This window comes from Thioalkalivibrio sp. HL-Eb18 (assembly GCF_000364985.1).
Taxonomy (GTDB): domain Bacteria; phylum Pseudomonadota; class Gammaproteobacteria; order Ectothiorhodospirales; family Ectothiorhodospiraceae; genus Thioalkalivibrio.
The window spans coordinates 1-18405 of sequence record NZ_KB822966.1 but is presented as its reverse complement, the minus strand read 5'-3'; the positions used below and the strand labels follow the sequence as shown (position 1 = coordinate 18405).

General features: G+C 63.9%; 21 protein-coding genes. 12 read left to right on the top strand and 9 right to left on the bottom strand.

Going from position 1 to position 18405, the window contains the following annotated elements; translation table 11 throughout:
• Positions 1–6: 6 nt before the first annotated feature.
• Positions 7–1458 (bottom strand): Asp-tRNA(Asn)/Glu-tRNA(Gln) amidotransferase subunit GatA, encoded by a 1452-nt coding sequence (gatA, locus tag F813_RS0106625; protein ID WP_012981746.1) that lies wholly within the window; start codon positions 1456–1458, stop codon positions 7–9.
• A gap of 67 nt (positions 1459–1525) precedes the next feature.
• On the bottom strand, positions 1526–1813 hold the full coding sequence (gene gatC / locus F813_RS0106620; RefSeq protein ID WP_012981745.1) for an Asp-tRNA(Asn)/Glu-tRNA(Gln) amidotransferase subunit GatC: 288 nt from the start codon (positions 1811–1813) through the stop codon (positions 1526–1528).
• A 142-nt stretch (positions 1814–1955) separates the two neighbouring features.
• Between gatC and F813_RS0106615 the strand changes: the two genes are divergently transcribed.
• The 5 genes from F813_RS0106615 to rnd all read left to right on the top strand — a co-directional run bounded on the left by F813_RS0106615 (position 1956) and on the right by rnd (position 6122).
• Positions 1956–3002 (top strand): rod shape-determining protein, encoded by a 1047-nt coding sequence (locus F813_RS0106615; RefSeq protein ID WP_012981744.1) that lies wholly within the window; start codon positions 1956–1958, stop codon positions 3000–3002.
• A gap of 128 nt (positions 3003–3130) precedes the next feature.
• Positions 3131–4063, top strand: coding sequence for a rod shape-determining protein MreC (gene mreC, locus F813_RS0106610; protein ID WP_155995116.1), 933 nt, complete (start codon positions 3131–3133; stop codon positions 4061–4063).
• Positions 4060–4551 (top strand): rod shape-determining protein MreD, encoded by a 492-nt coding sequence (mreD, locus tag F813_RS0106605; RefSeq protein WP_017925980.1) that lies wholly within the window; start codon positions 4060–4062, stop codon positions 4549–4551. Before mreC ends, mreD begins: the two co-directional genes overlap by 4 nt.
• Before the next feature lie 97 nt (positions 4552–4648).
• Positions 4649–4951, top strand: coding sequence for a DUF1244 domain-containing protein (locus F813_RS0106600; protein ID WP_012981741.1), 303 nt, complete (start codon positions 4649–4651; stop codon positions 4949–4951).
• Entirely contained in the window at positions 4944–6122 is a 1179-nt protein-coding gene (rnd, locus tag F813_RS0106595; protein ID WP_017925979.1) for a ribonuclease D, read from the top strand. Before F813_RS0106600 ends, rnd begins: the two co-directional genes overlap by 8 nt.
• A gap of 30 nt (positions 6123–6152) precedes the next feature.
• Here rnd and F813_RS0106590 read toward each other — a convergent pair whose 3' ends face one another.
• Entirely contained in the window at positions 6153–6590 is a 438-nt protein-coding gene (locus tag F813_RS0106590) for a hypothetical protein (RefSeq protein ID WP_012981739.1), read from the bottom strand.
• Positions 6591–6618: 28 nt separating this feature from the next.
• On the opposite strand from F813_RS0106590, the gene F813_RS14015 reads away from it, so the two are divergent.
• Positions 6619–7209 (top strand): SprT-like domain-containing protein, encoded by a 591-nt coding sequence (locus F813_RS14015; RefSeq protein ID WP_081601292.1) that lies wholly within the window; start codon positions 6619–6621, stop codon positions 7207–7209.
• A 27-nt stretch (positions 7210–7236) separates the two neighbouring features.
• Here F813_RS14015 and F813_RS0106585 read toward each other — a convergent pair whose 3' ends face one another.
• Genes F813_RS0106585 through F813_RS0106575 form a run of 3 tightly spaced genes read right to left on the bottom strand, consistent with a single transcriptional unit; the run spans position 7237 to position 9657 of the window.
• Positions 7237–8502 (bottom strand): 3-deoxy-D-manno-octulosonic acid transferase, encoded by a 1266-nt coding sequence (locus F813_RS0106585; RefSeq protein ID WP_017925978.1) that lies wholly within the window; start codon positions 8500–8502, stop codon positions 7237–7239.
• Positions 8503–8515: 13 nt separating this feature from the next.
• Entirely contained in the window at positions 8516–9061 is a 546-nt protein-coding gene (locus tag F813_RS0106580) for a D-glycero-beta-D-manno-heptose 1,7-bisphosphate 7-phosphatase (RefSeq protein WP_017925977.1), read from the bottom strand.
• Positions 9058–9657 carry a D-sedoheptulose 7-phosphate isomerase gene (locus tag F813_RS0106575; RefSeq protein WP_017925976.1) on the bottom strand — a complete coding sequence of 200 codons (600 nt, stop codon included), beginning with the start codon at positions 9655–9657 and terminating at the stop codon, positions 9058–9060. Before F813_RS0106575 ends, F813_RS0106580 begins: the two co-directional genes overlap by 4 nt.
• A gap of 280 nt (positions 9658–9937) precedes the next feature.
• On the opposite strand from F813_RS0106575, the gene waaF reads away from it, so the two are divergent.
• From waaF to F813_RS0106545, 6 genes are read left to right on the top strand one after another with little or no spacing between them, the layout of a single operon-like run.
• Positions 9938–10981: a lipopolysaccharide heptosyltransferase II gene (gene waaF / locus F813_RS0106570; protein WP_026148170.1), complete on the top strand. Its 1044-nt coding sequence runs from the start codon at positions 9938–9940 to the stop codon at positions 10979–10981.
• The gene (locus tag F813_RS0106565; protein ID WP_017925974.1) at positions 10981–12117 is read left to right on the top strand and encodes a glycosyltransferase family 4 protein; all 1137 of its coding nucleotides are present in this window, start codon (positions 10981–10983) and stop codon (positions 12115–12117) included. The genes waaF and F813_RS0106565 overlap by 1 nt, the downstream gene beginning before the upstream one ends.
• Positions 12114–12977, top strand: a complete 864-nt coding sequence (gene rfaP / locus F813_RS0106560; RefSeq protein ID WP_017925973.1) for a lipopolysaccharide core heptose(I) kinase RfaP — start codon at positions 12114–12116, stop codon at positions 12975–12977. The genes F813_RS0106565 and rfaP overlap by 4 nt, the downstream gene beginning before the upstream one ends.
• Positions 12974–13810 (top strand): lipopolysaccharide kinase InaA family protein, encoded by an 837-nt coding sequence (locus tag F813_RS13565; protein ID WP_017925972.1) that lies wholly within the window; start codon positions 12974–12976, stop codon positions 13808–13810. The genes rfaP and F813_RS13565 overlap by 4 nt, the downstream gene beginning before the upstream one ends.
• Positions 13811–14629: a lipopolysaccharide kinase InaA family protein gene (locus F813_RS0106550; RefSeq protein ID WP_196793822.1), complete on the top strand. Its 819-nt coding sequence runs from the start codon at positions 13811–13813 to the stop codon at positions 14627–14629.
• Positions 14626–15636, top strand: coding sequence for a glycosyltransferase family 9 protein (locus F813_RS0106545; protein ID WP_017925970.1), 1011 nt, complete (start codon positions 14626–14628; stop codon positions 15634–15636). Before F813_RS0106550 ends, F813_RS0106545 begins: the two co-directional genes overlap by 4 nt.
• Here F813_RS0106545 and F813_RS14625 read toward each other — a convergent pair.
• The 3 genes from F813_RS14625 to F813_RS14305 all read right to left on the bottom strand — a co-directional run.
• Positions 15625–16551, bottom strand: a complete 927-nt coding sequence (locus F813_RS14625; RefSeq protein WP_369759328.1) for a hypothetical protein — start codon at positions 16549–16551, stop codon at positions 15625–15627. The two genes, F813_RS0106545 and F813_RS14625, sit on opposite strands and share 12 nt — an antisense overlap.
• Positions 16552–16631: 80 nt before the next feature.
• Positions 16632–17891 carry a glycosyltransferase family 4 protein gene (locus tag F813_RS13560; RefSeq protein WP_155995114.1) on the bottom strand — a complete coding sequence of 420 codons (1260 nt, stop codon included), beginning with the start codon at positions 17889–17891 and terminating at the stop codon, positions 16632–16634.
• Positions 17892–18252: 361 nt separating this feature from the next.
• Positions 18253–18405, bottom strand: a 153-nt coding sequence (locus F813_RS14305; RefSeq protein WP_017925968.1) for a transposase, incomplete at its 5' end; no start/stop codon positions are given.

The window sequence follows — 18405 nt, the reverse complement described above, 5'->3', positions numbered from 1 at the left end:
CGATCCTCAGGCGAAGGCCGCCGGCACACGGGTGTGCCAGTCGGTTTCTTGCTGGTACTGGTGGGCGACGCCGAGCAGGCGCGCCTCGTCGAAATAGTTGCCAATCAGCTGCAGCCCCACCGGCAGGCCGTCGATCTCGCCGGCCGGCAGCGACATCGCTGGCAGGCCCGCGAGGTTCGCGGCAATGGTGTAGATGTCCGACAGGTACATGCTGACCGGGTCGGCCTTGGCGCCCAGCGCGAATGGCAGCTCCGGCGTAGTCGGGCCGAGCAGGACGTCGACGTCCTCGAAGGCGCTGCGGAAGTCGTCGGCGATGATGCGCCGGACCTTCTGTGCCTTCAGGTAGTAGGCGTCGTAGTAGCCGGCGGACAGCACGTAGGTGCCGACCATGATGCGGCGCTTCACCTCGTCGCCGAACCCCTCCCCGCGCGAACGGGTATAGAGGTCCATCAGATCCTCGGGGTTGTCGCAGCGGTGGCCGTAGCGCACGCCGTCGAAGCGGGCGAGGTTCGAGGAACACTCGGCCGGGGCGACCACGTAGTAGGCCGGCACCGACAGGTGGCTGTAGGGCAGGCTGACCTCGCGGATCTCGGCACCGCGGCCCTTGAGCACCTCGACGGCCGCGTCGATCACGCCACGCACCTTCTCGTCCAGGCCCTCGCCGAAGAACTCCTTGGGCAGGCCGATACGCAAACCCGTGAGGTCCTGGTTCAGACCGGCGGTGAAGTCCTCGGCCGGGCGCTCGACGCTGGTGGAGTCGCGCTCGTCGAAACCGGCCATGGCGTTCAGCATCAGACCGCAGTCCTCGGCGGTCACGGCCATCGGCCCACCCTGGTCGAGACTGGAGGCAAAGGCGATCATGCCGTAGCGCGACACGCGCCCGTAGGTCGGCTTGAGCCCGGTAATGCCGCAGAACGCGGCCGGCTGGCGGATCGAGCCGCCGGTATCGGTCCCGGTCGCCCCCGGCACCAGACGCGCGCCCACCGCCGCGGCGGAACCGCCGGAGGAGCCGCCCGGGACACGCTCGGTATCCCAGGGGTTACGCACCGGGCCGTAGAAACTGGTCTCGTTGGACGAACCCATCGCGAACTCGTCCATGTTGGTCTTGCCCAGCATCACCGCCCCGGCGGCGTTCATGCGCTCGACGACGGTAGCGTTGTAGGGCGAGATGAACGGATCGAGCATGCGCGAGCCGCAGGAGGTACGCACGCCCTCGGTGCAGAAGATGTCTTTCTGCGCGACCGGCACGCCGAGCAGCGGCGTCTGCTCGCCATTGGCCAGACGTGCATCGGCGGCATCAGCCTGCGCCAGCGCGGACTCGGCGGTCACGGTAATAAAGCTGTTGAGCTGGGGATCGAGGCGCTCGATCCGCTCCAGATACAGCTGAGTCAGCTCGCGCGAGCTGATCTCGCGGGCCTGAAGCTTGCGCACCCAGCCGGACAGGGTTTCCTGGGACATGGTTTCGGGAACTCTTGTCGAATAAAGCGTGATGAAATCGGCGAAATCGGCCAGCGGTGCCCGCGGCTTACTCGATCACGCGCGGCACCAGATAAAGCCCGCCCTCGACGGCCGGCGCAATCGCCTGAAAACCCTCGCGATTGTCGGGTTCAGTAACCGCGTCCGAACGCAGACGCTGTTCGGCATCCAGCGGATGGGCCATGGGTTCCACGCCCTCGATCGGGGCACCGTCGAGCTGCTCGACGAAGGCGAAAATATCGCTCAGACCGCCGGCAAACTCGCGGGCCTGCTCGTCGCTCATGGCCAGACGAGCGAGATGCGCGATGCGCTGAACTTCGGAAGCTTCTACAGACATGATCGGCAAGGATCCTGTATCAGTCGATGATGATGCGGAATGCGGCCGGCAAACTTACCACAAAGCCGTTATTGCCCAAACCCCGGGCAGTTGCTAGAGTCTCGGGCTTTCCCGCCCGACCATCAACGCAGGTTTCCTCTTCATGTTCAAACGCCTCCTGGGGTTGTTCTCCAACGACATCTCCATCGACCTCGGTACTGCCAACACCCTTATTTACATGCGCGGCCAGGGGATCGTCCTGAACGAACCGTCCGTGGTCGCGATCCGGCAGGACCGGGGGCCGGGTGGCCCACGCTCCATCGAAGCCGTAGGCATCGAGGCGAAGAAGATGCTCGGGCGCACGCCAGAGCACGTGGTGACGATCCGCCCGATGAAGGACGGCGTGATCGCCGACTTCACCACCACCGAGAAGATGCTGCAGTACTTCATCAAGAAGGTGCACGAGCGGCGGATCTTCCGCCCCAGCCCACGGGTGCTGGTCTGCGTGCCCTGCGGCGCGACCCAGGTGGAACGCCGCGCGATCCGCGAATCGGCGTTCGGCGCCGGCGCGCGCAAGGTGTACCTGCTGCAGGAACCGGTGGCGGCCGCGATCGGTGCCGGCATCCCGCTGGACGAGGCGGTCGGCTCCATGGTGCTGGACATCGGCGGCGGGACTTCCGAGGTCGCGGTGCTGTCGATGAACGGCATCGTCTACTCGGAGTCCGTGCGCATCGGCGGCGACACCTTCGACGAGGCGATCATGTCGTATGTGCGCCGCAACTACGGCGTGCTGATCGGCGAGGCCACTGCCGAGCGCATCAAGCATGCGGTGGGCTCCGCCTATCCGGGCAAGGAGCTGCTGGAGATCGAGGTCAAGGGCCGCAACCTGGCCGAGGGCGTGCCGCGTTCGTTCACGCTGAACTCCAACGAGATCCTCGAGGCCCTGCAGGACCCGCTGTACGGGATCGTCTCCGCCGTGCGCACCGCACTGGAACAGACCCCGCCGGAACTGGGCTCCGATGTCGCCGAGCGCGGCATCGTGCTGACCGGCGGCGGCGCGCTGCTGCAGCAGATCGATCGCCTGCTGATGGAAGAGACGGGCATCCCGGTAGTCATCGCCGACGATCCGCTGACCTGTGTGGCGCGTGGCGGCGGGCGTGTGCTGGAGATGCTCGACGAGAAGCAGGTGGACTTCCTGTCCATGGAGTAGACTCCGGGCTGGATCGGGGGATGGGGCGTCGCCCCGCATCCTGGAAGTTTGGTGGGGCCCTTCCCATCGCACCTGCCAACCGTGGCGCGCCCCTGACCCAATCACGACCCGCAACCGGAGGTTAAGCCATCAGCAAGCCGCTGTTCAGACTGGGTGTATCGCCCACTCTGCGCCTGCTCGCGGTGATCCTGCTGGGTGTGGCGCTGATGGCGCTGGATCACCGACTGAACGAGCTGCAGACGGTGCGCAACGCACTGTCCACGGTGGCCTACCCCCTGCAGGTTGCGGTCGATGCGCCGATCCGGGCAGGCAGCCGGCTGCTCGAATCCTTCACCAGCCGCGAAGACCTGATTACCGAGAACCGCATCCTGCGCGAAGAAAACGCGGAGCTGCGGGCCCGCCAGCTGCGCTTCGATGCACTGCAGATGGAAAACGACCGCCTGCGCGCACTCCTGAATACTGCCGAACGCGCACAAGAGCGCGTCGAGATCGCCAAGCTCCTGGCCGTGGACCTGGACCCCTTCCGCCAGCAGATCGTACTCAGCAAGGGCAACCGACACGGTGTCTACCCGGGGCAGCCGGTCATCCACCCCGATGGCGTGATCGGACAGGTCCTGTCCACCCAAATGACCAGCTCCACCGCGTTGCTGATCTCCGACCCCGGCCATGCCCTGCCTGTGCTCAGTGCCCGTACCGGTCTGCGTGGCATTGTCGTTGGCACCGGCAACCCGCGGCGCCTCGAAATGCGACACGTCCCGCCCCAGGAGGACATCGAGGAGGGCGATCTCCTGCTGACCTCCGGGCTCGGTGGACGTTTCCCGCCGGACTACCCGGTCGCCCGGGTGATCTCGGTCGAACGCCAGCCGGGGCAACCGTTTCTTGATATCCAGGCCGAGCCTCTGGCGGCCCTGGACCGCTCGCGCGAGGTCCTGCTGCTGTGGACCAGCGAGCGTCCGGACGCGGACGCCGATGCCCGCCCGGAAGAAGAAGGGGAAACGACCGAGCGCGAAGCAGAACCGGAGAGCGAGGCCGATATGCCGGAGGCGGCTGACAACCCATGAACCGCGCGCTGGGCATCCCCTGGCTGATCGCCCTGACCCTGGTCGTCGCGCTGGCCCTGTCCATCGTGCCGATACCCGATGCACTGCCCCCGGCCCGACCTGAATGGCTCCTGCTGGCGCTGGTGTACTGGATCATGGCCTTCCCCCAGCGCTTCGGGGTACTGACGGCCTTTATCATGGGTCTGCTACTGGACGCCCTGTACGGCCAGTTGCTCGGGCAGAACGCCATCGCCCTGGCGGTGGTGGCGTACATCGTGCTGCAGATTCATCCACGCCTGCGTGTTTACCCCGTATGGCAGCAGGCCATCGTGGTGGCCGCCCTCACCGCGTTTTACAAGCTTCTGGCCCTGTGGCCCCAGGGCGCGATCGGACTGCCACCCGGCAGCGCCTGGTACTGGGCGCCAGTGGCGACCAGCGCACTGGTCTGGCCCCTGATCTTCGTGCTCCTAAGGGACATGCGTCGGCGCTGGCTGCTCCACCTGAGCTGAACACGGGCCACCCGTTCTGGTCGAACGCCCCCAAAAGCCACGCGTGCGCGAACATGTACATTGATCAGTAGTTCACTAAAGAATGGAGAGACACACCATGGACCCGAAGACCCGTACCGAAATCGAGGCCGCCGTATTCCAGCGGCTGCTGCAGCATCTTGATGAGCGCAAGGATGTGCAGAACATCGACCTGATGAATCTCGCCGGCTTCTGCCGCAACTGTCTGTCCAAGTGGTACGTCGCGGCGGCCGAGGAACGCGGTGAGTCGATCGACTACGAGGGGGCCCGCGAGATTGTCTACGGCATGCCCTACAGCGAATGGAAGGAGCGCTACCAGAAGGAAGCAACCGCCGAGCAGAAGGCGGCTTTCGAGGCGAGCCAGAAATCGAGCCATGCATGACCACGGGCTGATCGAGACGCCCGAGGCCCTGCAGGCGTTCCTCGATGCCATCGCCGGGACGGACTGGATCGCGCTGGACACCGAGTTCCTGCGCGAGAAGACCTACTACCCGCAGCTCTGTCTGATGCAGGCCGCCACGCTGGATCAGCTTGCCTGCATCGACCCGTTGCAACTCGATATCCAGCAACTGGCCCCTTTGTTCCGGGACCCGGGCATTACCAAGGTCTTCCACGCCGCCTCGCAGGACATGGAGTTGCTGTATCGCGAGCTGGGGTTTGTGCCCAGCCCTGTGTTCGACACCCAGATTGCGGCCAGCATGCTCGGCTACGGCGAGCAGGTCGGCTATGCCAACCTGGTCAAGAACGTGCTCGATCGCGATCTCGACAAGAGCCAGACCCGGACCGACTGGTCCCGGCGCCCGCTGAGCGCAGACCAGATCCGTTATGCCGCGGACGACGTCCGCCACCTCGCAACGCTGTTCAACCGCCTGTTGCACGAGCTGGACACCCACGATCGCATGCACTGGCTGCGCCCGGAGATGGAGGCCCTCAGCAATCCGGCCCTGTACGAACCGGACCCGGAACAAAGCTGGCAGCGCGTATCGGGCGTCAAGCGACTGAAACCCAAAGAGCGCGGCGTACTCAAATGCGTCGCGGCCTGGCGCGAGCGCACCGCGCAAAGCAGCAATCGCCCGCGGCGCTGGGTCCTGTCCGACGACCTCCTGCTGGATATCGCGCGCCGCACACCGGCTGATGCCCAGGGCTTGCGCGAACTGCGCCAGTTCCCCGGCGGGATGAAGCCGGAACACACCGAATCGCTTCTGGCCGCCATCCGGGAAGGCCAGGCCCTGCCGCGCGAACAATGGCCACAGCTGCCGGAGAAGCCGCGCCTGGATGAGCGCGACGAGGTACTGGTCGATATCGGCATGGCGCTGCTGCGCGAATGTGCACGCGAGCACCAAATCAGCGCCGCGGCAATCGCGCAACGGAAGGATGTGATCGAACTACTGAAGAGCGACGGCAAGAGTGGCCGCCTGGCGAGTGGCTGGCGCCGGGAGATTGCGGGTCAGACCATCCAGCACTGGTTTAGCGGCGAGAGTCGCCTGGCGTGCAAGCCCAGTGGCGAGCTTGATATGGAACCCGTTAGCGAAACGATCGCGGCGTCTCCCTAGACGCCGCGATCGTCGCCAGCTGCAACCCGCTTATGCCGCGGACTTGTACACACCGCGGCGCGGGGATTTCAGTCGGCCCTGGCGTTTCAGGTAAGCGAGCGTCTGCGAGATGTTCTTGGTATCCAGGCCGGCCTTCTCGGCACGCTCCTTGATCTCCTTGGTGGCCATCTCGGACTTCTCCGCCACGATCTCGACCAGCTGCTGACTGACCGAGCTGCCGCCCCGGCCACTACGCCGGCCACCGCCAGCACGACCCACACGGCCGCCCAGCTCACGGATCTGGCGCTCAAGCTCGTTGAGTTCCTTGCGATGACGCGCGATCATCTCCTTGCGCTTTTCCATCAGCTTTTCGCGCTTCTTGCGGCGCTCGGCTTCCTGGCGCTCGGCTTCTTCCTTTTCCCGCTGCCGGGCCAGTGCATACAGCTCTTCGGCGGAAAGTTCGGAGGCCTTCTTGCTATCCAGACTCATTACTCGTCTCCTTGTTCGGAACTTCTCAATGACCAGAACGGCTTCCAACCCTTCGCACGCCCTGGACGGCACATATCGCACGGGTGAATATGATAAAAATGGAAGTAAATTACAAGAGCCGAGAAATATATTAACACCTGAAGAGGAAGCGAAAATCCGACAAAAGGTGTGCGCGTTTTACATCAAGGCATGCCCCGAACAGCCGAACACGACTCCAGAAGTTCTTTTTAACCTGAAGGGAAAAGCCGCCGGGCAATGGCGACTGCGCAACGGGCACGAGCAGCTTCGGTTCAACCCCGAGGCCTTCCTCCAGGACTGGGATGCGCACTTCCCGGAGACCGTCGCCCACGAGGTGGCGCACTCACTCGTATACCGGACGTTCGGGTTACGCCGCGTACGCCCGCACGGTCCGGAATGGCGGTCCTGGATGGAAGCGTTCGAGTGCGAACCGCGCGTTACGCACAGCACCCCCCTGAAAGGCAGAAGCGTCAGGACCTATACTTACCGTTGCGCTTGCCAGACCCACGCGCTGAGTGCGCGGCGGCATTATCTGATTCAGCGGCGCCGATACCGCTATGAATGCCTCGAATGCGGGCAGCGGCTACGGCGGGAGAAATAAAGATCCATACAAAGCCTGGCGGGGCGGTCAACGCAGATCATGCAACCGGTTTTCCAACTCGGCCAGGACGCGCTCCACTGCACCACGCCCCTCGTCGATCACCGTGCGCGCCGCATCACCCATGGTTTTCCGACACTCGGAATCTCCCAGTAACTCCGCGACGGCGCGGCCCAGCGACTCGGCATCCTGCACACGCCACAACGCACCTCGATCCTCAAGGCGCTCGACGGCAAATGTAAAGTGCTCGGTACTGGGCCCTACAAGCACCGGCAGTCCGAGCGCGGCGGGCTCGAGTACATTTTGCCCCCCCAGGGGAACCAGGCTGCCGCCTACAAAAGCAGCATCCGCAGCACCCAGATAGGCTCCGATCTCGCCGATCGTATCGCCCACCAGCACATCCAGCGGCGGCCCCGGACATTGCGTGCGCCTCCCGACAGACAACCCCGCTGCCCGGGCCGCCGCGAACGCCACATCAAAGCGATCGCGGTGGCGTGGCACCCAGAGCAATACAGCGTCGGGATGGGATTCGCGCACCACAAGATGCGCCTCGAGCACGGCCCCTTCTTCACCTTCACGCGTACTGACCGCCACCCAGACCGGCGCCCTCTCGGGCGCAACCGACACACGCAGCCCCCCCGCCTCTTCATGCCCAGGCGGCAATGCGCGATCGAATTTCAGATTCCCCATCACCTGAACGCGCGCGTTCGGTGCCCCCAGCTCGCGAAATCCCCGGGCGGCCGACTCGTCCTGGGCCAGGATCTTCTCGGCACGCGCAAGGGTTTCCCGCACGAGCGGCTGCAGACGCCGGTACCGCTTGAGTGAGCGTGGCGACAGCCGTGCACTCACCACCCAGAGCGGAACACCGGCCTGTTCGCAGGCACGGTAGAGATTGGGCCAGAGTTCGGTCTCGACGATCAGAGCGACGGCCGGGCGCGTCCGCCGCAAGAATCGGCGAACGGCCCCGGGCAGGTCCAGCGGCAGATAAGCGTGCTGGACATCGCTTCCGAGAGCCGCTTCCACCCGGGCCGCCCCCTCCGGTGTCGTGGTCGTCATCAGGAGCGCACGCTCCGGATAGCGGCTGCACAGGGCACGTGCGAGCGGTACCGCCGCCTCCACCTCGCCCACCGAGGCGGCATGGACCCAGATGGAGCCGGGTGTTAGCGGCTCCCCGGCTCCCAGCCATTCACGCCAGCGGGCCACCGGTACCGCGTTCGCCCGCGCGCGGCGCACCAGCCGCGCCAGCAAGGCCGGAGCAGCCAGTCGCAGCAGGGCGGTGTACACAATGTGGCGCATCGCGGCTAGCGGCTCAGTCGAGCCACGCAATGGCCTCGGGCAAGGCGCGGATACGGATGGCGCCGTCTTCAGCGGGTAGCGGTTCCGTGCCCAAGGGGTCAAACAGCAACCGGGCGCCGACCCCGGCGCGCCGCGCGGCCTCGAGGTCGGAAGCGCGGTCCCCAACGAGCACCGAACCGGGGAGATCCAGATCCAGATCATCCCGCGCCCGCAACAGCATGCCCGGCTCCGGCTTGCGATCCGGACAGGCACGACGATAGTCGGGCTGCGCATCATGGGGATGATGGGGGCAGTGGTAGACGGCCTCGATGCGGCCGCCGCGCTCGGCAAAGCGCTCGCGCATCCAGTCCGTCAGCTGCCGGAACTCGCGGTCACCGTAATAGCCGCGGCCAATGCCGGACTGGTTGGTAACGATCACCACCGGCCACTGACGGGCGGTCGCAGCCGCCACCAACTCGAAGATGCCGGAGACGAACTCGACCTGATCGGGCCGGTGCACATAGCCATGGTCGACATTGATTACCCCGTCGCGGTCGAGAAACAGGGCACGCGCACTCACACCGACCCCGAACGGTCCTGATCGGCCACCAGCGCATCCTCGACGATCCCGCACAACAGATGCCCGATCAGCCCGTGCACCTCCTGAACCCGCGCGGTCGCGGCATCGGGCACCCGCAGCACATGATCTGCGGTATGCGTCTCGGGCAGCCCCTTCTCGCCGGTCAGGGCAACGGCAACGAGCCCACGCTGACGCGCCATCTCGAAGGCCTCGAGTACATTCGGCGAACGCCCAGAGGTGGTAATCCCGACGAATACATCCCCCGGCTGCCCCAGCGCCTCGACCTGACGCGCGAACACATGCTCGTAGCCAAAATCATTCCCGATCGCCGTCAGCACCGAGGTGTCGGTCGTCAACGCGATCGCCGCCGCACCCGGCCGCACCGCCCGATAACGACAGACAATCTCCGCCGCAATATGCTGCGCATCCGCCGCGCTGCCGCCATTGCCCGCCAGCAGCACCTTGCCGCCGTCACGGATGCACTGCAGCCAGCGCTGCCCAACCGTCTCGACCTCGGCGACAAACGCCCGGTCCTCTGCCAGCCGCCCGAACAGCCGGCTGGCCGCCGTGAGCTCCTCGATAATTCCTTCCCGCACTTGCGCTCTCCGCCAGGGAAACACTGAACAATGTAAATGGTCAGCAGGACACACCCGCCGTTGCCGGGCAAAGTACACCGCGTATCCTCGAGGCCACAAGCCACCGCACGTCGCGGTATCACAGCGCCATGTACAATTTGGGAATGTTTCTCAGCGCCAGTTCGAGTTTCGTGCCAGCTGCAAGCCATATGCCGGGCAGCTTTGTCCCATGTTCCGCGGCCCCTGCCGCCCAGCAAGCCCCGGGCGCGACCGGGTGTGCTTTCGTGCTGGCCGGGGGATCGTGTTGAGTTCAAGCGGCGCCCACACCCCGGCTGTCCTGGTCGTCGGCCCGGCCTGGGTTGGCGACATGGTGATGGCACAGAGCCTGTTCATGACGCTCAAGCAACGTGAGCCCGCACCCGCTGTGGATGTGATTGCGCCCGCGTGGAGCCTGCCGATTCTCGAGCGCATGCCCGAGGTGCGCCGCCCCATTCCGCTGCCCGTGGGCCACGGGGAGCTTGCACTCGGCCGGCGCTGGCATCTAGGACGGTCACTACGGTACGCGCACTATCAACAGGCGATCGTACTGCCGCGTTCAGCAAAGGCGGCCGTACCGGCCTTCGCCAGCGGGATACCCCGACGGACCGGTTACCGCGGCGAGCTCCGCTACGGTCTGCTCAATGACATCCGCCCACTGGATCGTCAGCGCCTGTATCGCACGGTCGATCGGTTCGTCGCGCTCGGGCACGCCCCGGATGCACCACAACCGCCCCCGATTCCGGAACCCAGGCTGGAGATCTCCGAACGTGGACGGGACGAGGCACGCATTGCACTGGGACTGGGCAACCAGGACGCACCCGTTCTGGCACTCTGCCCCGGCGCGGAGTACGGCCCCTCCAAGCGCTGGCCTGCCGAACACTATGCAGAAGTTGCTCGGGCCCGCCTGACAGCAGGCTGGCAGGTCTGGCTGTTCGGTTCGCAGAAGGACCGCCCAGTGACCCAGGCGATTGCCGAGGCCGCCCCGGGCTGCGCAGACCTGGCCGGGCGCACGCAGCTGGGCCAGGCGATAGACTTGCTTGCCTGCGCAGACCTGGTCATCACCAATGACTCGGGGCTCATGCACATTGCGGCCGCCACCGGCCGCCCGGTGATCGCTGTCTACGGGTCCTCCGACCCTGGCTACACGCCGCCGCTCACCTCCCACCGGCGCATCCTGCATCTAGGCCTGGAATGCAGCCCCTGCTTTCAGCGCGAGTGCCCCCTGGGACACCTGAACTGCCTGCGCAAGCTGGCGCCCGAGCAGGTACTGGAGGCCGCCGATGCCCTGCATGGGGAGAGGCGCTGATGCATCTGGCATTCGTGTTGTTCAAGTACTTCCCGCATGGCGGGCTGCAGCGCAACTTCCGCCGCATCACCGAGCTCGCGCTGGAGCGCGGCCATCAGATCGACGTATTCACACTCGCATGGGAGGGCTGGACCCCGGAGCACCCGCAGCTGAAGCTGCATGTACTGCGGGTGCCTGGCTGGCGCAACCACACACGCTATCGCCATTTCGCCCGCCGCGTTCAATCGGAGGTCCAGGCCCTACAGCCCGATCGCGTCGTCGGGTTCAACAAGCTGCCCGGGCTGGATGTCTACTACAACGCAGACCCCTGCTTCATCGAACGGGCGCAGGCTCGCAGCCGGTTCTATCGCCTCTCCGGGCGCTACCGCGTACATGCGGCCCTTGAGCGGGCGGTCTTTCGCACTGAGGCGAACAACCGCATCCTGCTGCTTTCCGAGGCCGAGAAGCCCCTGTTCCAGCGCTGGTACGCGACTCCCGAGGATCGCTTCCACCTGATGCCACCGTATGTCTCGGCTGACCGCTTCGCCAATGCCGACACCCCGCAACGAAGGCGCGCTCTTCGCAAAGAGCTTGGCCTGGGGGACGACTCGCTCATGCTCCTGATGGTCGGGTCGGACTTCCGACGCAAGGGTGTCGACCGCAGCATCCGGGCACTGGCCGCCCTGCCGGACGGCTTGCGCGAACGCGCCTCGCTGTACGTACTGGGCAAGGGGCGTGCGGCCCCGCTGATGCGGCTGGCGCGCCGTCTCGGTGTCGCCGGACAGGTGCATTTCCTGCAGGGGCGGGACGACGTGGCCAACTTCCTGTTTGCGGCCGACCTGTTGCTGCACCCCGCGTATCAGGAGAACACCGGGACCGCGATCGTCGAGGCCATCGCCGCCGGTCTGCCTGCCCTCGTTACAGCCAATTGCGGATACGCTTTCCACGTCGAGCGCGCTGGCTGTGGCGAGGTGCTGACCACGCCGTTCGAGCAGCCCATGATGGACGCCGCCCTGGCCCGCATGCTGAGCCAGCCCAAGCTGCAGGCCTGGCGTGATGCGGCCCTGTGCTACAGCGAACGCACCGAGCTTGGCGCACGCGCCGAGCACGCGCTGCGGGTCATCGAAGCCCCCCGCTATGGCGAGACGGCGGCATGAGCGTGCTCCGGCGCAACGAACTGGTGATGGACGATGCCTTCCGCGCGGCGCTGACCGCACGCTGCGGCCCGGGAGACCCCTTCGAGCAGGCCATGGCGCTGGATGGCGAGATCGTCCGCAACGTCGACGGGCGGCGCACATTCCGTTTCGAACTGGGCGGGCAGCGCTACTTCGCCAAGGTGCACAACGGCATGCCCTGGCGGCGCATCCTGCGCAAGCTGAGCCAGTTCCGTATCCCGGTGCTGGGCGCCGAGCCTGAATGGCGCGCGATCCACCGCCTGCAGGAACTCGGCATCCCGACCACGCCTCCCGTCGCATTCGGCATCCGGCGCGGACTGAACCCGGCACGGGAACGCTCGTTCGTGATCACCCGCGACCTGGGCCGCACCCGCACCCTCGAGCAGGAATGCCTGAGCTGGCCCGAACAGCCACCGGCATTCGCCTTTCGCCTGCAGTTGATCCGAGAGGTCGCCCGCATTGCCCGCACCCTGCACGGGAGCGGCATGAACCACCGCGACTTCTACCTGTGCCACTTCCGACTCGACCTGAACACGAACGAGGACGCCACCCGGTCGGGCCGCATCCCGCCGTGCCTGTATCTGATGGACCTGCACCGCGTGCAGTGCCATACCCGCCTCCCAGAACGTGCACGCATCAAAGACCTGGGCGGGCTGTACTTTTCCGCACTGGACATTGGCCTTGGCCACCGCGACCTGCTGCGCTTCATCCGCGAGTACCGCCACAGTTCCATCCGTGTCACCCTCAACTCCGACTCCACCCTGTGGCAGCGCGTCACACAACGCGCCCGCTGGCAGTATCAACGCGAACACGGCCGCGTGCCCGAGGGGTTACCGCGATGATCCGTCACCGTATCTTCAAGTCGCTGGGATTCGCCCCACGCTACCTCGCCGCCACCAACCGCTGCCCGGAGCTCGCCGCCGTGGCGAACGCGATCGCGTGTAGTCGGCAATTCGACGGCTGGCGGGTACTGAGCAGCTCCGCTCAAACCAGAGTGGCCAAAGGCGAGTGGAACGAGCGGCCGGTCTTCCTAAAGTTATTCATCCCCAGAAGCCGGTCAGAGCCTGTCAAGGCACTGGTGCGGGGGAGCCGTGGTGTACGAGCAGTGGATCAATCCATTCGGATGAACGAATCTGGCTTTGCCACACCCACTTCCCTGTGCCACGGCTGGATCCGAGGCTCAATCGAGTATGTTGCAACCGACGCCCTCCCGCATCCCACGGTGAATGACCTGGCAACCCATGAGGGCGGCGCCATCGCGCTGGGCACGAGGGAACGGTGGCAGCTCCTGAACCTGGTCGGCGCCGAGATCGCCCGCCTGCATACCGCTGGGTGGATACATGGCGATCTCCGCCTGGGCAACATCCTGTGCGAATGGCATGGCCCTGATGGCGCACCCAAGTTCTGGTACCTGGACAACGAGGGCAATCGGCGCTCGCGACGGACCAGCGACCGCATGCGAAACCTCGTCCAGCTTCTAATGACCCCTCGCAACCTACTCAGCCGTTTCGATCAGTACCGGCTGCTGCAAGGCTACGCCAAGGCCCAGAAATTGAGCCGCGAGCAATCCCGTACATTGGCTCGGGCCGTCGAACATGCGCGAGCCCGACGCTTGAAGCGCCGCCTCGCACGAGGAGGCCCCAAGGCGCGTTACTCGTCCCAGGCCTCCGATTAGATGGACCGGCTCGTCCGTATTTCCGGTAACCGCAAGGCCCATGACCTTCCGGGGTCCACCGTGGCAACACGCCTGTCTACTGGCGACTGGCCTCCTGCGGATCACGAACTGCGAGTGATCAAGCGCAATCGAAAAGTGGTTAGCGGCTTCCTTCAACCCTCACAACAGAATCTGCCGAGCTTGTTTTTCAAGCACTACTTGACCCGCCCCAGTCTGTTCTCTCGCCGAGCGGCCAAACGCACCTGGAAAATCAACTGGTCCCTTCATACCCATGGGGTACCGGTTCCACTCCCCCACGCTCTCATTACTGGAAACTCGGGTGTATGGTTCATCACCGAGGCCATAGAAGGCGCAGCGGCATTAACCGAGCGCCTGGCAGATAACGCCCTGACACCAGGCCAAATGCAAACGGTCACGACTGAGGCCGCCCGAGCCATTGCATACATGCACTCCCTGGGCGTCATCCATGGCGACCTGAAGTGGGGGAATATACTGGTCACCGAGGAGCTGACGCCCGTACTGGTGGACTTGGACAGCGCCAGACAGCGCTGGCGCGTGAGTGCGCGCGCAGGGGCCAAAGATCTGGCGCGTTTCATAGTCGGTGGCCTGGAGCAGGGACTGAACACCACCTGGGCGGCCCGAATCTGCAGCGTGTACTGCGAAACCCGTGCTCTCTCGGAGACCACCATCTACGAAACCATGCGCCCGGTCGTTCGACGCATCAGTCTCCGCCACCAGCGGCGCTACGGTCGGCGGCCCGTGTCCTTGGATACCGATCCGGAGTATCCGCCGAACGATAACGTACCGAACAGCAAATGAAGACCAACAACCAATCCGCCGTCCTCGTAATGCTGGACCGCCACCTGGGCAACTTCCTGGTTGCCAGCCCGGTGCTTCGGCACCTGGCCCGCCAGTTCCAGACGGCGCAGCTGATACTGCACAGCCCCCATGCCGCATTGGCTCAGAGAATCCCCGGGTTACCCAAGCCACACCTCATTTCCGCCTCTAGAGATAACCTCTGGTCTCGGGCGCGACTCTTTCACCAAACATTATCGGCCATACGCCAGCATCGCCCGCAGATGGTCATCGACTTCGGCGGCAGCAAGACCGCAGCCCTTGCCGGCGGACTGTCGCGAGCGACGTGGCGCATCTGCCACCAGGGAGCACCTCACGCTCGACTATATAACCGCCACGCCGACCCTGAGGCACTCGGCCATCACCGGATCGATACATACGGCGCCCTGGCCGCCGCCGCAGGTCACGGCTCCGGCTGGGGACACCCCAGCCTTCAGGCCACCGAGGAGGACCACGCAGACCTGGCAAGCCGGGGCTTGGGCGATCCGGGTGACATCGTCTGTCTCCACGTCGCAGGGGGCAAGGGCTACAAGCACTGGCCGCTGGAAAAATACGCTCGGATCATCGACTGGCTAGCGAACCAAGGCCTGCGCCCCGCGCTGATCGGCGCCGCACCCGATCGCATGGCCGCAAATCAGGTACTCGAACACTGTCAGCACCGCCCGCTGGACCTCGTGGAACAGCTACCGATCGGCACCTTGATCGCGTTGCTCAGCCAGTGTCGCCTTTTCGTTGGTAACGATAGCGGCCCTATGCATCTTGCCGCTGCAGCAGGCAGTCCCATCGTGGCCCTGTTCGGCCCGACTGACCCCTTGCGCTGGGGCCCTTTGACCGACCGAGCTCTTATCGTCCGCGGGATCCAGCCCATCCCCCCAGGCCAAGGCAAAAAAAGCCACCCTGATGGGCAAACAATGGACAGTATCGAGTTGAATGCTGTAATAGATGCCATCTGCCAGCAGCTACCCAGCTGAGACCGGTGTTCCCCGGGATCTTGATCTTGCCCCAAAATCCAATAGCTGTTGCAACATAGATCTTATTTCCGCAGCCACTTCTGGCCTGGCCATATCCATCGACTGCACACACGCCATCCGAACCTTCGGGTCATCAATAAAATTCGCCATTTTCCGACATATCGCCTCCCCTTCCTCCTTCTTGCAATCTAAGTATCCCCAGTCCCTTGGCCCGAGTCTAACCAACCCCTTTCTCAACTCGCAGTTCGCCACTAGTGCAATCGGATTGAACTGATCATAGTGTCGAAACCGATACCGTACGTTGGCAGCTATACGTCCTTCCAGACACATCGACAGTGAACTTCGCCTCATCGGATAAGGGGCGTGCCCCAGTTGAAGATGACTCCGGCCCCTGAGCCAGTGCTTCTCACTGAAGAAACCCACAAGCCCATCGACATACCATCTACGCCCCCAACGCTTCTGAACCCGCCTAAGCTTCTTCTTCAGACGGTAGACCGCAGGGTTTCCGGGCCAGAGCAAACCTCGCCACACTGCCAGTGGACTACAAAAGAAGTCGCATGGAACAACTGGCTTCAGCAGAAAGAAATCATCATTGAAATACAGGAACTCTTCACTAAGCCCAGGAATACGGTGTAGAACGGTTTCGATAGACAAGGAGTTAAACGTGGGGAGCACCTCCTCATACCCTCGAAAAATCTCCCGATGGTCTATGACGGCCACACCTAATCTGTCTTGCTCCCTAGAGGTGAGAAAGTCGGGCCGCTGGCGATCTGTAACCAGATACACTCTCCTGATCCAAGGTGCGTTCTGCCTTAACAGGTGCAGACAGTAATAGATTTCCCCTTGCGATCGGAAGCGTGTCGCATCCGCCGCCTCCCGCTCCAATTCTTGCGCACGCCCATCCAGAAACCGCATCCGCTCGCGACAAAGCTCCGCATCGTCGCCATCCACCCAGGTCACCACCGCGTCTACCATGCAAGCCTTCTCTGAAACATTCAATCCATCATCAGGGGGGAGGACGCGCCGCGCAAAGCCCGTATCTCATCGCCCAGCGCCTCAATATAGGCGTCAAAACGATAAGCGCTCCGGGCATAATCCATAGCCTGTTGGCTCATTGCCTGAAACCCGGAGCTATCGTCCACAAGCCCTGACACCGCCCTAGCCAGCGCTCCTGGATCCAGCACCTTGGGGATCCGCAGCGAATCTGAGACCGGGTCATATACCCGATCAGGAATGCGCTCGCAGGTACCGCCCAGCTCCTGAAGGGAAGTCAAGGGTTCAGTCGGCGGCACCAAAATCCCAGAGCAGCCTTCACTCATTGTCTCCGGAAGACCGTCCACTGCGGCCGCGACCACAATGCACCCATGCGCTGCCGCCTCCACGCTAACGAGGCCAAACGGCTCCCTGACGGAAGGTACCAAAAGGATATCTATGTCCCGAAAGAAGCCCCCCATGTGACTGACATGCCCGCGAGCATGGACCCGCCGCGCCAACCCCAGCGAGGTCGCCAACTTCAGAAACCGTGGAAGCTCCGGCCCCGTCCCTGCGACCTGCAACTCCGCGTCATATCCCCCATCAATCAGCGCCTTCAATGCATGAAGTACCACCGTGTATCCCTTCAGTGGAACATGTCGGCCCGCAATCCCCAGCTGAAACGGCCGATGCCTCTGTACACACTTCGCGTGCGATATCCCAACGTCCGCTAGTACTCTAGGCCGCAGGGGCACGCGGACAACATTGTCCGCGACAACCCCAAAACGTTCCTCAATCACCCTCTTTGCGGCATAGGAATTACAAACCACGCGATCACACTCCTGGAGGAATGCGCGTGTCTTCACTGGATCCGAATCCCACGATGCACCATGCTCTAAATATACTAACGACGCGCCAGGCGACTCCCGTTTCATCAGAACAGCCTCGCGACGCCCTGGATTGTTCCATGCAGCTATCACCATAGGCGAAACGCGCCGGGCCAATGCCCGCGCCCGATGTTCCCTCAACCACCGAGGACGTCGTGGAAGGTAGACCCCAAAACGCGCCTTCTTCAAACAGACTAGCGTTTCGGCGGTATCCTTTAACCGACCGCTGAACTCGTCATGGACTGACGTACCACTGACCACATGTTGAGTGAACCCGTCACCCAGCCCCCCTGATTCAATGAAGTCGCAAAATAGAGACTCCACACCTCCAACCACGCTCAGATTGACAACATGAAGGGTCTCTATACAACGGCCTATAGAGGTCTTCTGGATCATCGAAGATCACAACCCTTTCGATCACCTGAACACTCGATACCTAAATCCTTGCTTTTCACTTCAAGACCCGCCAAGAACGCAACAGGAAGCCACAAACCTGCCCATAAGAAAGGGTGAATCCTCGTCACGATTTCATGACTATCGAAACTGATTATCACCAACCCTCCGGCAAGAAGAGACGCTCCCATTATCGCCCCAGGAAGGCCCCGTTCTAGGGAAACGCTGATCAATGGGCCTGCATCCGGCTCCGTGCCCCGCCGAAGCGTTTTTGGAAGGGCACTGGGGCCATTACGGCCGGCCTGGGCCCCTGTAACCGCCGTTTTTGGCGGTTACAGGGGCGATTTCCGGTCCTGCGGACACACTACCCCTGCGGCAGCAGCCCCCATTGTCGCGCACGGTACAGGTTCGCCAGGGCGAACAGGCTGTGCAGCTGCGCGGTGTTCTTCTTGAGGCCGCGGTAGCGCACCTTGCGATATCCGAACAGGTTCTTCACCACATGGAACGGATGCTCCAC

Excerpts from the sequence above, each read along its gene's own strand:
- F813_RS0106545 (WP_017925970.1), top strand. The coding sequence starts at position 14,626 with ATGAAGACCAACAACCAATCCGCCGTCCTCGTAATGCTGGACCGCCAC.
- F813_RS13560 (WP_155995114.1), bottom strand. The coding sequence starts at position 17,891 with ATGATCCAGAAGACCTCTATAGGCCGTTGTATAGAGACCCTTCATGTT.
- F813_RS0106550 (WP_196793822.1), top strand. The coding sequence starts at position 13,811 with ATGGACCGGCTCGTCCGTATTTCCGGTAACCGCAAGGCCCATGACCTT.
- F813_RS13565 (WP_017925972.1), top strand. The coding sequence starts at position 12,974 with ATGATCCGTCACCGTATCTTCAAGTCGCTGGGATTCGCCCCACGCTAC.
- F813_RS0106585 (WP_017925978.1), bottom strand. The coding sequence starts at position 8,502 with ATGCGCCACATTGTGTACACCGCCCTGCTGCGACTGGCTGCTCCGGCC.
- gatC (WP_012981745.1), bottom strand. The coding sequence starts at position 1,813 with ATGTCTGTAGAAGCTTCCGAAGTTCAGCGCATCGCGCATCTCGCTCGT.
- F813_RS14625 (WP_369759328.1), bottom strand. The coding sequence starts at position 16,551 with ATGCGGTTTCTGGATGGGCGTGCGCAAGAATTGGAGCGGGAGGCGGCG.
- F813_RS0106600 (WP_012981741.1), top strand. The coding sequence starts at position 4,649 with ATGGACCCGAAGACCCGTACCGAAATCGAGGCCGCCGTATTCCAGCGG.
- gatA (WP_012981746.1), bottom strand. The coding sequence starts at position 1,458 with ATGTCCCAGGAAACCCTGTCCGGCTGGGTGCGCAAGCTTCAGGCCCGC.
- rfaP (WP_017925973.1), top strand. The coding sequence starts at position 12,114 with ATGAGCGTGCTCCGGCGCAACGAACTGGTGATGGACGATGCCTTCCGC.
- mreD (WP_017925980.1), top strand. The coding sequence starts at position 4,060 with ATGAACCGCGCGCTGGGCATCCCCTGGCTGATCGCCCTGACCCTGGTC.
- F813_RS0106590 (WP_012981739.1), bottom strand. The coding sequence starts at position 6,590 with ATGAGTCTGGATAGCAAGAAGGCCTCCGAACTTTCCGCCGAAGAGCTG.
- F813_RS0106615 (WP_012981744.1), top strand. The coding sequence starts at position 1,956 with ATGTTCAAACGCCTCCTGGGGTTGTTCTCCAACGACATCTCCATCGAC.
- F813_RS0106565 (WP_017925974.1), top strand. The coding sequence starts at position 10,981 with ATGCATCTGGCATTCGTGTTGTTCAAGTACTTCCCGCATGGCGGGCTG.
- rnd (WP_017925979.1), top strand. The coding sequence starts at position 4,944 with ATGCATGACCACGGGCTGATCGAGACGCCCGAGGCCCTGCAGGCGTTC.
- F813_RS14015 (WP_081601292.1), top strand. The coding sequence starts at position 6,619 with ATGACCAGAACGGCTTCCAACCCTTCGCACGCCCTGGACGGCACATAT.